Below are 13,221 nucleotides of genomic sequence, written 5' to 3' on the forward strand. Positions count from 1 at the left end.
TTATACGGCGGCTAATAGCGATGCTCACTTTTACCCGATAGCATAAGTTGAGAGCCAAAGAACACCAGTTTAATTCCCACACTCAGTGCCGCTACCAGTTCACCCTACCGAATCACCCAATCATCTCGTTGCCACAAATCACTGCTCGCCCTTTAACCAAATCCATATAAATCGACATGCTTATAAAATATGCTTGGAAGGATTCACCATTCCTTCACATGTTGTCCTTGATATTAAGTCATCTAGAACCTCTGAACTCTGCATCTTGAGGTAACTTGAGTATATGCGTCATCAAAACCCCACCACCAATGCATATTGTCTAACGACGAATTTAACGCTATCCCATTAAAATCCATCATTTTTTTGTAGATTTAACTACTGAACATATTGAGATGATCTATAGTATTAAGTACCGGGATTATTCCGACTGCCGACGTGATGACGTTCGTTACATTGGCGGTTTAAAGGAAGGAATAGTCCAGAACAAGAATGAGCTGAACAACTTTCAGCCTAGACTCAGAGCTAAAAGTTACTTTTATCTGCTTGCTCCGCACTTTCAACAACTGTGCGCGAGATGTATGTGAATACCTCAGCAGAATTAACTATGCCACTTATTGTTTAATCTATTTGCGGGTTCCTACAATTCGATGTGGAAGCGTAACTTAATGGATATTGGATTGCAGCGTGAACGACATATTACTCGGAAAATGGTCAGTAGACAGAAACGGAAACTTCACCGAGGTTTCTGCACCAACTCTGCGGATATTAGGATTGTCATCCGGTGCGTCAATCACCCTTGCTGACTATGTGTGCATGATTTCAGAAAAGGATAGACAGACCTATCTCGATGCTCGTTATGACGCTTATCAACATGGTGAGCTGAAAATGGATTACCGATTAGTGATAAACGGACAGGTTAAATGGATACGTGAAGTCAGTCAGTTCGATATTCAATCAGACAATAGCGATAAACCGGCAACGACTCTTATTCAGGATATCAGCGAGTTTAGAATGAACGGCACTGGCGATAGTGCTAAGCAACTCTCGGGAGTGAGCCGTGAACTTGCATCTTCGATGCTCGCCATTTCTGAACAAGAACGGAAAAAGGCAGCCAAAGCCTTACACGATGATGTCAGTCAAAGACTGGCGGTGGTTTCCATCGAACTCGGTTCAGTGAACGATGCTGAAGCACCCACGACCACCATTCACAAAGTCAAAAAAATCAAATCAGACTTAGTGTCAATTTCTGACGAAATCCACAAACTATCGCGACAGCTTTACCCGTCCGTGATTGAGCACTTAGGCTTTGTAGAAGCGCTAAGGTCAGAAATCGACAATTTCCAGCGTAGAGAACGAATTGATGCAAAGTTTATCACCGATATTGAATCAATCACTATTGAAAGAAAAGTCGAGCTTGCCCTATTCAGAATGGTTCAAGAGGCATTGAGCAACATAGCCATGCACTCCGAAGCTTACCTTGTCTCAGTAAAACTGACACAGGTTGATGACTGTTTGCTACTTCAAATAGAAGACAATGGCATGGGGTTTGACGTTGAAAATAACCAAGAAAAAACAGGACACGGGCTGAGAAGCATGGATGCTAGAGCGCGGTTTATTAATGCTCGACTTTCCATCTCATCCAAGGAATTTCAAGGCACCAAAATAGAACTCATTGTGCCGCTGTCCTAAGAGTAATACACGGAATCAACCAACGTAGGGAAACGATAATGAAAACACTCCGCCATAGACCACGAAAAATGTGGAACCCACCCACTTTGCTGTCTCTGTTCATGTTGCCACTGCTTATTACCAGTATGGACAGTCATGCCAACGAACAGCGCTGCTTAATTATTGCGTCCTATCATGACGAGTTCCCCGGTCAGCAACTCAAAGTGCAGCCGGCACTGGAAGAGCTCAATGGTCACTGCGAAGTCAAAAAGTTTGATATGGATTCCAAGCGAAATCCTGATCCACAGTTTATAAAAGCAAAAGCGCTGGAAGCAAAAGCGTTAATTGAACAATGGAAGCCAGACGTGGTTATCGCAATAGAAGACAACGCATCGAAATACTTAGTCCAACCGTATTACAAAAATGCGCCAATACCTTTTGTATTTGCAGGTGTCGATTGGACGGTCGAAGCTTACGGTTACCCCTATGAGAATGTTACCGGCATAATCGAAATTGTTCCTGTAAGGCAGTTGATCAGGCAGTTAAATCGAATCGACCCAAAGTATAAAAAAGGGCTTTTTATTCGCCCCAATCGACTGTCGGCTGACAAGCAATACGAACGTATAAACGATATTTTTGAACACGAAGGTATCACTATTGATGACGGCGTGGTCGACAACTATCAGGAGTTTGAAGCCAAGTTTCTTGAAGCGCAGAGCTACGACTTTATCTACTTCACCAACAATGCCGGTATTGAAGGTTGGGATGATCACGCGGCTATCGAATTTATCTCCAAGCACTCTACCCGACTTATTTTCTCAACCAGCGATTGGATGGTGCCCTTTTCGATGCTCTCATTTAGTCAAGTGATACAAGAACAGGGACAGTATTCTGCAAAGATTGCAGTAGAAATATTGAATGGTGCGAAGCCATCTGATTTTCCAATCATCTCGAATAGACAGTGGGACTTGTACGTCAACGAAGAATTGCTGTCCAAAGTAGATGTAGAAATCCCCAGCGATCTATTGAGAAAAGCGAAGAAATTAACGGACTAATGATGGTTGTATTCTCCAGAGCGGTATTCAATGTATAAGTATTCCAATAACCTTTGGTCACCTTTTTTAGCGATACTTTTTGGTGGCGGCGTAATGCTACTCTTGTTAGCGATCGCCTTTAACAATATAAAGCTAACCGAAGAGCAGGTGTTTAATCTTCAATCACAACGATTGAGTGATGAGTTGAGAAAAGCAGGAAATAACTCGGACGCATTATCGACTCGTCTTCAAGCGTTATTCCATTCCTCAGAAGTCGTTGAACCCGATGAGTTCAGGATAATCTCGCAAGATATATTCGATAAGTTTCCCTACATTTCTAGTGCGTCTTACTCGCCACTCATCAATCAAAAAGATATTGATGCCTTTGAGGAGGAGCAGCGATTCTGGGGTTACTACGATTACAATGTGTTCGAATATGACGCTACAAAATCCAAAGTATCGGCAACGGAGCGAGAGCAATATCTGCCGGTGTTGTTTGTCGAGCCTTTTTCTCCGACCAGCTCCAAGCTGTTGGGGTTTGATTTGTTCTCCAGCAAAGAACTAACCTCTGCGATTGAACAGACCGTCAGCTCCGGGGAGCCGTTCGCCGTTGCCTACCCGGAGGAAGCGCGTGAATCCATGGCTCAGTTTAAGCTGCTTGTTGCCATCTATGAAGGAAAAGAAGTCCCTGTTTCGACGGCAAAAAAAATTGATTCTTACAACGGTATCGTATCGATAGACATCGACGCGGGGCTATTTTTTGAAAACGCAGAACTACCTAATGGACTCGCATTCAGTTTAGATATCGCTAGCACTAATGAAATAGAGTTCGACCAACCATTAATGGCGCTTCGAACTCGCACGCTTAGTCATGATGGCTATGCCATGTTTCAGTTTGAAAATGAGCACCAGATAAATATCGGCAACCGTATTTTTCTGCTTACGGTGAGTAAAACGGTCAGCAGCAACAATGTTGACCTGAAAGTATTATGGATGGCGATTGCAGTAGGTTCACTGATTATTCTGGTTCTGTTCTCTCTGTCTCGCTCCAAAACCAAACTGAAACAAGAGCTTGTTCGTCGCTTGGAAACTGAGCGTCAATTAGAAACCCATAAAGCGCAACTCGAAGATAGAGTCGCAGAGAGAACTCAACAGTTAACGGATCGAGAACGCGCATTGCGTGAGAGTGAAACCCAGCTTAGGTCTGTGTTCGAAAACTCACCGGGTGGAATTATTCACCTTGATGGCTCTGGCACCATTATCAATGTCAATGATAAAGCACTTGAAATGGTAGGTTTAATTAGAGAAGACCTTATCGGCACCAATGCAGTTGAGCAGGTAACGGATGTTGCGCTCGTGGATTGTATTAAAATGGCTCTCAATGGTCGTCAAAGTATATTTGAAGACTATTTCACGCCTGATCAAGGCAATAAGACGTCGTATCTTAGAGCGGTGTTCAACCCAGTAAGCCTCGATGGAAGCAGCATCGAAGTCATTGGTTCGATGGAAGATATTTCACAAATTGAGCAGAACAAGAAGCAACTGGAAGAACAGTTGGAAGAGTTGACCCAAGCTCGCAAAACCATGCTCAATATGATGCAAGATTTAGATTCAGCAAGAGCCAGCGCAGAAACCGCGACTCAAGCCAAAAGTGATTTCCTTGCTAATATGAGTCACGAAATCAGAACCCCAATGAACGCCATTATTGGTATGACATACCTCACCTCCAAAACCGAGCTCTCTATCAAACAAAGAGACTACATCAGCAAAATTGAACAGAGTGCGAAGTCGCTGCTTGGCATCATCAATGACATTTTAGACTTTTCAAAAATTGAAGCCGGCAAGCTGGATATTGAAAACAATGAGTTTTATCTCGACTCAGTGATAGAAGACTTATCGAATCTACTTGCGGTTCAGAACCGTGGCAAAGACGTGGAGCTATTGTTTCAAGTCGATAAAAATGTCCCTAGAGAGTTGGTTGGCGACCCACTTAGGCTAGGTCAAATATTGCTAAATTTATCCAGCAACGCCATAAAATTCACCTCCCAAGGTGAAATCCTGACCTCAATCATGGCTCTTGAAATCAAGAAACACTCCGTACTCATACAGTTTTCTGTCAAAGACACCGGTATCGGTATCAGCCCCGAACAACTAAAAAAACTCTTTCAATCCTTTTCACAAGCAGACTCATCAACAACACGAAAATTTGGTGGGACGGGACTTGGACTCACCATTAGTAAAAAACTGGTTGAGTTAATGGGCGGGGAAATCTCAGTAGAAAGTGAACTTGGAAAGGGAAGTGAATTTACCTTTACAGCGAAATTCTCTCTCAATCAAAAGCAAGGTTTTACTCCCGCAGTATTGCAGCAGCATTTTCGACATTTGAATGTGTTAGTTGTCGATGACAACGAAACGTCGCGCAACATATTGGCGGAGTCCCTAGAAACCATGGGATGTCATGTTACAAAGGCATCTTCTGGATACCAAGCTATTGATATTCTGACGTGCTGCCCAAGTAGCCAAAGCTATGAACTTGTTCTCATGGATTGGAACATGCCCGAATTGGATGGTTTGGAAACATCTAGGTTGATTAAACAAAACAAGAAGTTGGTGACGGTCCCGACCATCATTATGGTGAGTGCTTATGATCAGGAGCAAATCATAGAGCAAGCAAAACAGATAGGCGTCGAGGATTTTCTATCAAAGCCCGTCAATCAAAGTACTTTGTTTAATTGTGTCGCCAAAGTGCTGGATAACACAAACAGTGAAAAAGCATACTTTGAAGCTCAGCAAGAGGTAGCGGTTACCTCACCAAGCTTTAGTGATGCTCACGTGTTGATCGCTGAGGACAATGAAATCAATCAACAAGTTGCCATGGAGTTACTTACCGACATGGGGATTCAAGTCACCATTGCAAATAACGGTAAAGAAGCGGTTCAATGGGTAAACCAGCATGATTTTGACCTTATCTTTATGGATATACAAATGCCAGAGATGGACGGTTTTGATGCGACCAAACAGATAAAGTTGATCGACAAATGTCGAGGCTGGCCAATCATTGCTATGACGGCTCATGCTATGGCAGGAGACAGAGAAAAGAGCCTGCAAGCAGGAATGATTGACCACATCAATAAACCCATCGACCCTGTGGTATTGATGAAAGTATTGGAACGTGAATTGGCACACAAATTAGTGACACCAACTCAAAAACCAGAGAATCATTTTATTAATGATGCCGCTCATCAAGACGCCAAACTTAGCGATGACGTGGTGCACTCCTTGCCAGGTATCAATGTCCAACAGGGGATTGAACAAGTATCAGGAAACGAAGCGCTATACCGAGAGCTTCTAAATAAGTTTGCCTCAGAACAACCGTTGGCTGCTAAAGAAATAGCGCAACAAATAGACGCTGGCGACTTAGAAAAAGCCGTTAGAATCGCTCATACTTTGTGTGGTGTTAGCGCGACTCTAGGAGCGCAGGAACTCTCTGTAACGGCTAAGAACTTGGAACTCGCACTCTCAAATTCCGAAGTGGCTGAGCCAACAGCATTGCTCTCGCAATTGTCTGAACAGCTCGACGTCGTTATGTCTTCAATCCTGTCACTAAACTCTCACACCACAGAAGCAGCGCAACCAAGTAGCCCGTATAAAAATGAGCGCCATCAGCAACGGGTGTCCAATATGTATCTTGCTCTCAAACAAGATTTCTCGGAAGCAAGGGGCTCAAAGCATGAATTCACGGCCGCACTCGCCCACTGCGATGTGGACAGCGAGTTATTAACGTTTAGCGCGGCGATTGATGAGTTTGACAGTGAATTGGCGATAGAGGCAATTGAGCGAATCGCGTCAATAATGAATATTGTCCTTGAGGACTAAGTAACGTAAAGCATTCACTGTGATTCGATAGCGTATTTTATTAAACACCGTTGATCATAAGAAGTACCTTGCGGACTTTATAAGAGTATTGAGTAATGGAAACGAAAAAGAAGTTCAGAGTGCTGGTGGTCGATGACACCATCAGTGAGATAGAGACGCTGATGGGACTGCTACAAAACGACTATATGGTCATTGCTGCCACCAATGGTCAACGCGCACTGTCTCTCGCGAATAAACAACCGCAACCCGATATGATACTGCTCGACGTCGATATGCCTGAAATGGATGGCTTTGAGGTGTGTCGAACACTGAAAGAGAATCGCGCCACCCGCGAGATACCCATTGTGTTTATGACCACGGATAATGGGCAACAAACGGATTACTCTGGACTCGAGATGGGGGCGATAGATTATTTGACCAAGCCATTTAACCCTAGCTTGGTCAAAGTGCGGGTAGCAAACGCTCTTAACTTAGCCTCACTGCAAATAAGCGCCAGCCAAATTGCTGACGATGCCACCGCAAGGGTGCACCAGACGCAAACGGTACTGCTAGAAACACTGGGGAAATTGGTTGATTACAGACGCTCCAAAACCAGCGCTCACATCAAGCGCACTCAACTCTATGTAAAAACCGTGGCTGAGGCGTTGCTCGCGGCTTCGAGTGATGACTCAAGACTGAATCAGAATACCGTTGAGCATCTGTATCACTCCACACCGTTGTATGACATCGGTATGGTGGGAATAAGAGACAACATTGTTTTGACACCAAAGTCATTAAGCGATGACGAGTTTAAAAAAGTTAAGCAACATGCGACCCTTGGGCAGCAATTACTGCAAGAGGTTGAATCGACGCTAGGTCGTGATCCCATCATTGAAATGGCACAAGAAATGGCGCTCTGTCACCATGAAAGATGGGATGGAAGTGGCTATCCACAAGGACTTAAAGGAGAAAGCATTCCATTATCAGCGCGGATCATGGCTATCGCCGATGTCTATGACGCTTTAATCAGTAAACGAGTATATCAACAGCCCATTACGCACCTTCAAGCTGTTGAAATCATCAAAAATGGGGCGGGCACGCAGTTTGATCCTGAACTCGTCGAAGTGTTCTTAAAGGTAGCGCCGACACTGCGTGATATTGCCCTTGTCTATGCTGAACACGACGAGGAACGTGAAGCTCTACAACAAACAATGCCAGACCATAGAGCGCGTACTATACGCCGTATTTTGGTTGTTGAAGATAATGATATCATGCGTACCGTTGTTCAAAGTCAGTTTGAAACAATGGACTTTGTTGTGAGCGTCGCAGCCAATGGTAAAGATGCGATGGACTTGATCAACCAGCCCAACTTTTACGACTTAATTGTCACTGATATCAACATGCCTGTTATGAGTGGATACGATCTGCTTAAATCAATTCAAGCGCTTGGGTTAACGACGCCAGTTGTTGCAATGACAGCCAGTGACTTGGAATTAACTCAGGATAAAGCCATCGAGCTTGGGTTTAGCGCTTGCCTGTTAAAACCCTTTGATGACACAAGCATCAATGAAGTCATTGCTGCTATTACTGATGTAAAGTGACAACGTACTTTAAACCCGTCGCAGCCCAAGCCCCCGACTTTCATTAATAGCGGTACTCACTTTTACCCGATAGCATAAGCTCAAAGCCAAACAGCGCTACTTTGATGCCCAGTATCAGTGTGACTAGCGTTTCACCTCTTAGCTCAACATTGGTCATTAACATGACTATAGCCGCGAGCGTAAGGGCGTTATCCAGCAATGCACTCAACAATAAATGAGAACTCTTGTCACGGTACGCGGTTGCGATATCGAGCCATTCATCTGCGAGGAAGTAGATCAGAATGGCAAACCCTAAGTAACCCAGCGTCAGTTCAACGTGTTCAGTCGCAAAAAATGCGGCGGCAAGCAAATTAACGGTTAGAAACGTATAGCGCTTGAAGCCACTGGCTTGCGTCAATCTCTGGAGTGAACCACTCGCTACAATGGAGCTCACCATCAAAACCATCGCCATCACCGCTAAACACATCGACAAGAACGACACAAACCAACCTTTATCGACAATGGGGTAGCACATGGTGAGAAAACCAATCACTGCGGTCATTGTCCCCAAGGGAATTTGAACATGAGAATGGCTGGTTAAATCAACCTCGCGTAAGTGCTGAACGGTGGAAGATCTAAAGTGAGTGTTCGACGCTATCTGACTGTTCATATTCAATCCTTAAACACAACCAAATGTGCTGTATGGTTTATTTACAGTCAGTTTACTCAGACGAGTTCCAGTTTGATGCTCGTAGAATTACCAGCTCAGAATGGGGAAAATACTAATTACAACCTGAGCATTTTCTAGGGTGTTTGCGCTAGCTGCTCCACAACAGATTGATAGATTGTATTGGCTTTCAGTTGGCTTTGACCTTCATCAATAATCGCCTCTACTGTATCGCCATCAATGGTCAAATCGGTCGGCACTTGATTAAAGCGGTGGCGAGATTCAGGGTCTTGGGTGTGATTAAAACCTATCTGGATAAAGTGCGGGATAACCTCGACATGGTCATTGGATGCTTCACTTGACCACTGCTCCATCGAATCCATAAATAGTGCTTTGGTGGCGTCATTATATCGATGCAGTTGAATGTCAGTGATGGAGTTGAGCGTTTGTGCCACGGTTGGGAAATCGACACTTTGCCCGATACCTAGCTCGGGTTCAGTGGATGCGTCGACCGAGATAACCACAATATGGTGCTGGCTCTGTCCTGAATAATCCAACTTGCGATGAAAATCACCGATCTCCAGCAGATCATAAATCGCCAATAGACCCAAATTATCCGTGATGCCGCCATCGACTAGGTGAATATAGCGATTTTTTTCTTTGTCGTCATATTGTTGAATATTCTCCACCGCTTTCTTGGAGCGAAAAGAAAGTTCGTTAAATGAAACAGCGTCGATTGATGCAGTGCCGTTGGTTTCACAGCCTTGGTGATTTTCAAGTACCACCGGTTGGAACAGCACAGGCACCGCCGATGAAGCCGTGACCGCTTTTGAGATCGGGAATTGGCTCACATCAGAGCAAAGTACATTGAAATATTCTTGGATAAAGGAAAAGCGGACGCCAGTGGTGATATCCGAAGCGTTAATGATGATATAGGGCGCCGTTGTGGTATCAATATCAGCAAATGTTTTTTCACCGAAGATCTCATCTTGGTAGTAGTTGTTGGCAAGATCCGTTCTTCCTAACGCCGAAAACCATCTTGACGGACTTAATAATTGTGAGATCAAATCGTCTTTGACATTACGCTTAAGAAAGCTCTGCTCATAGTCAGTAAAAATTTTATCTTGGTACAAGCCGTAGTATGCGGCGGTGAAACTACCGCCGGATACCGAACTGATCACATCCACCTCGCTGAGTAAAGAACGCGGCTGTCCATCGATCACAATATGGGTGTCGTTGAGTTGCTTAAGGACACCGTAAGACAAGGCAGCGGCTCGAGTGCCGCCGCCAGAAAATGCCAATATCACCGTGACTTGGCTGTCCTCATGATTGGAAGAAGAAAACGCATACCCTCCCCCTGGTTTCACTTCTTCTATCGTGTTGGTATTACTTGGATGATTAACCGCCGCACAGCCTGACAACGAGCCAATCAACATCACCAGACGTGCTAAGCGGTTAATCATCACAATTCTCTCTATTGAAGAGGCATTTCGCCTGTTACTGTAAACTTTTCGTGTTTGAGCATTTTATCTGTTTGGACTTTTTATAGAGTTAGACTTTTATAGATTGAGATAAGCGATACCTGCCTAACTACATCATTCCCATAAAGTAAGGGATGATCAGCGCATTGGCTAAATCGATAAAGAACGCACACACAAGAGGCACAATGATAAACGCTTGTGCTGAGTGACCATATTTCTGGCTCACTGCCGACATGTTTGCCATCGCTGTTGGCGTCGAACCCAATGAAATCCCGCCAAAACCAGCACAGACAACCGCTGCATCGTAGGTTTTACCCATGGATGGGAACACGACAAAGATGTTGATCACGACCGCAAGCAACAACTGCATACCAAGAATTGCAAAGATAGGACCGGCCAAATCAATCAACGTCCATAGCTGCATGCTCATCAGAGACATCGCTAAAAAAGTCCCCAATGCGATATCCGCGATTAAACTGATCGCCGGAGAGCGCGTTGGCCACTTTGTGCCAGAGACTCTTGGGTAAGACTCAGGGATAACATTGGTAATCACAATACCCGCAAATAAACATGAGACGAACAACGGCAGTTGCAAACCGGTTTGACTGATGGCTTCATTAAGAAACACACCAACGATAATACAAATATGAATCGCCAGTACCGCATCCAAGAATTGAAAAGAGGTCAGACTCTCTTTAACGGAGCTTTGTGCCTGTTGCTGGTTGTCTTGTTGCGTCGGCTTTGCAGGCGCTAGGTTATGCTTTTTAATCAGGTATTTTGCAATTGGACCCCCCATTAAACTGGCAAGGATCAAACCAAACGTGGCACTGGCAATGCCGATCTCCATTGCGCTCTCTAAACCAAATTCTTGTGCGACTTTGGGTGCCCAAGCGATAGCGGTACCATGACCACCAATCAGCGAGATACTGCCGCTCAACAAGCCAAACACTGGCTCTAAGCCAAACAGGGAAGCGACTGAGACTCCAACGATATTTTGCATCACCATAAAGAAGATCGTAATCGCCAGTAGCACCACTAATGGTTTGCCACCTTTGAGTAGGTCTTTCAGGCTTGCATTAATACCAATCGTGGTGAAGAAGTACACCAGCAACACATCACGTGCCATCAGGTCAAACTGCACTTCAATAGAGGTGGTGGCGTAAAGTAAAGCGAACAGGGTTGAAACCAGTATGCCGCCAGAAACAGGCTCTGGGATGCTGAACTCTTTTAAGAATCCAACCACTTGGTTGAGCCTGCGACCGATAAACAGCACTACGATGCCCATTGTCACAGCAAAGAATGAGCTTAGCTGTAATATATTATTTTCAAATTCCATAACGAGACCTATGGTTCAGAGTAAAGTGTCAATGTGAAGTGCGCTCACTATCACAGTGAGCGCGACTTTCATTAGTTCGTTTCTGTTGCTTCAAGCGTGTCGGTGTTCTGAGTCACTTCCCAGTTGCCACCTAATGCCTTATGTAAACCCACGATGACCTGAGAGGTTTGCAAGCTGGCTGCAATTTCACGATCTTTGACTAAATTTTGCTGACGTTGAGCATCTAATACCGTCATGTAATCCACTAAGCCGGCCTTATAAAGCGAGTTAGCCTTTGATAACGTGTTATCGGCTTGGACTCGAGTTTCTGCCGTCAATGACTGCAGCTCTTGGCTACTGCCGTAGGCATAAAGCAAGGTCTCGACTTCAGTAATCGCCGTATTCACCGACTGCTCATAAGACAAGGCTGCGGTTTGGAATCGGCTTTCTTGGATCTCGACTAATGCATCAGAGCGACCGCCATCAAAAATGGTCCAGTTGACACCGATACTGGCGACCCATGCTGCAGAATCGCTACTGAACAAGTCACTAAAATCGCCAGCTAGCAGACCGGGGGCACCGGTGAGGTAAAACTTCGGATATTTATTCGCTACCGCGGCACCAACATCGGCGTTAATCGCCGCCATCTCACGTTCAGCAATTTGAATGTCTGGGCGATTTTTCAGAACCTCCGACGGCATGCCGATAGGAACAACGCCACTAAAGTCCGGCAGTTCCCCGCCCTTCGTGAGGATCTGATTCATATCCGAAGACGTTTCACCTAACAGAATCGCCAAGCGCTGCTTATGTACACTCTGAGCGATATCCAATTGAGGCAGTACTGAGCGAGTCATCGATAGCGCCGCTTTTGCTTGTGCAAGGTCAACTTCTGAGCCATAACCACTCTTCACCACACTTTGCACCAGCTTGAGCGTTTTCTGTTGAGACTCTATGGTCTCAAGGGCGATTCGCTTGCGCTGTTCCGCACCACGTAACTGAAGGTAGTTGTGAATCACATCGGCGGTAATCAGCGTCGTCATGCCCTGCTTCAAGATCTCCGCTTGCTCGGCACGGATCTGTGCAGACTCCGCTTGGTAACCTAGGCGATTAAACACATCCGCTTCCCAAGTGATGTTCGCGCTTACCGTCGCAAACTCATATTGATTGTCGATCAGTGCGTCGCCGCCCGTTAGGCTACCGAGTTGTGGACCCAACCCTTCCGGGGTGACTAACGGACCCGCGAGCGGGTCGTTTTCACTGATTTGGTAACTGGTGGCACCTGCCGATAATCCAATCGTTGGTACCTTAAAAGACTCAATCGCTTTCTGGTAAGATTGCGCTGTTTTGATGCGTTCAGCGGCAATTTTTAGCGTAATGTTCTGCTTTTGAGCCTGCTCAACCAATTGATTCAGCATCGCATCATCAAACGCCAACCACCATTCCGATTGAACCGCTTTTTCACTGTGAGCAACGCCTTGTACATCGCTATAAAGGAAGTCGTTACCGACCGCATCTTGTGGCGCTTGGTACTTTGGACCCACCGCACAACCAGCAAGAATCAACGAGAGAAGTACCGGGCTAAATTTGCGTAATTTACGTAATTTCATCGTGTTGTCCTCGT

General features: G+C 45.1%; 8 protein-coding genes. 4 read left to right on the forward strand and 4 right to left on the reverse strand.

Annotated elements, in window-relative coordinates:
• The first annotated feature begins 684 nt into the window (after positions 1-684).
• The 4 genes from L9Q39_RS17355 (at position 685) to L9Q39_RS17370 (ending at position 8,158) form a co-directional block, all read left to right on the forward strand.
• Complete coding sequence (locus L9Q39_RS17355; RefSeq protein ID WP_237486343.1) at positions 685-1,689, forward strand: sensor histidine kinase; 1,005 nt, start codon at positions 685-687, stop codon at positions 1,687-1,689.
• 38 nt (positions 1,690-1,727) lie between these two features.
• Positions 1,728-2,723, forward strand: coding sequence for an ABC transporter substrate-binding protein (locus tag L9Q39_RS17360; RefSeq protein WP_237486344.1), 996 nt, complete (start codon positions 1,728-1,730; stop codon positions 2,721-2,723).
• Between the two features lie 93 nt (positions 2,724-2,816).
• Positions 2,817-6,578, forward strand: coding sequence for a response regulator (locus tag L9Q39_RS17365; protein WP_237486345.1), 3,762 nt, complete (start codon positions 2,817-2,819; stop codon positions 6,576-6,578).
• A gap of 95 nt (positions 6,579-6,673) precedes the next feature.
• On the forward strand, positions 6,674-8,158 hold the full coding sequence (locus L9Q39_RS17370; protein ID WP_237486346.1) for a response regulator: 1,485 nt from the start codon (positions 6,674-6,676) through the stop codon (positions 8,156-8,158).
• A gap of 43 nt (positions 8,159-8,201) precedes the next feature.
• Here L9Q39_RS17370 and L9Q39_RS17375 read toward each other — a convergent pair whose 3' ends face one another.
• The 4 genes from L9Q39_RS17375 to L9Q39_RS17390 all read right to left on the reverse strand — a co-directional run bounded on the left by L9Q39_RS17375 (position 8,202) and on the right by L9Q39_RS17390 (position 13,207).
• Positions 8,202-8,807, reverse strand: a complete 606-nt coding sequence (locus L9Q39_RS17375; protein WP_237486347.1) for a hypothetical protein — start codon at positions 8,805-8,807, stop codon at positions 8,202-8,204.
• A gap of 134 nt (positions 8,808-8,941) precedes the next feature.
• On the reverse strand, positions 8,942-10,267 hold the full coding sequence (locus tag L9Q39_RS17380) for a patatin-like phospholipase family protein (RefSeq protein WP_237486348.1): 1,326 nt from the start codon (positions 10,265-10,267) through the stop codon (positions 8,942-8,944).
• A gap of 127 nt (positions 10,268-10,394) precedes the next feature.
• Positions 10,395-11,621 (reverse strand): sodium/glutamate symporter, encoded by a 1,227-nt coding sequence (gene gltS, locus L9Q39_RS17385; protein WP_237486349.1) that lies wholly within the window; start codon positions 11,619-11,621, stop codon positions 10,395-10,397.
• A gap of 71 nt (positions 11,622-11,692) precedes the next feature.
• Complete coding sequence (locus L9Q39_RS17390) at positions 11,693-13,207, reverse strand: efflux transporter outer membrane subunit (protein WP_237486350.1); 1,515 nt, start codon at positions 13,205-13,207, stop codon at positions 11,693-11,695.
• Positions 13,208-13,221 lie beyond the last annotated feature (14 nt).

The sequence above is a fragment of the Vibrio hippocampi genome, assembly GCF_921292975.1.
Taxonomy (GTDB): domain Bacteria; phylum Pseudomonadota; class Gammaproteobacteria; order Enterobacterales; family Vibrionaceae; genus Vibrio; species Vibrio hippocampi.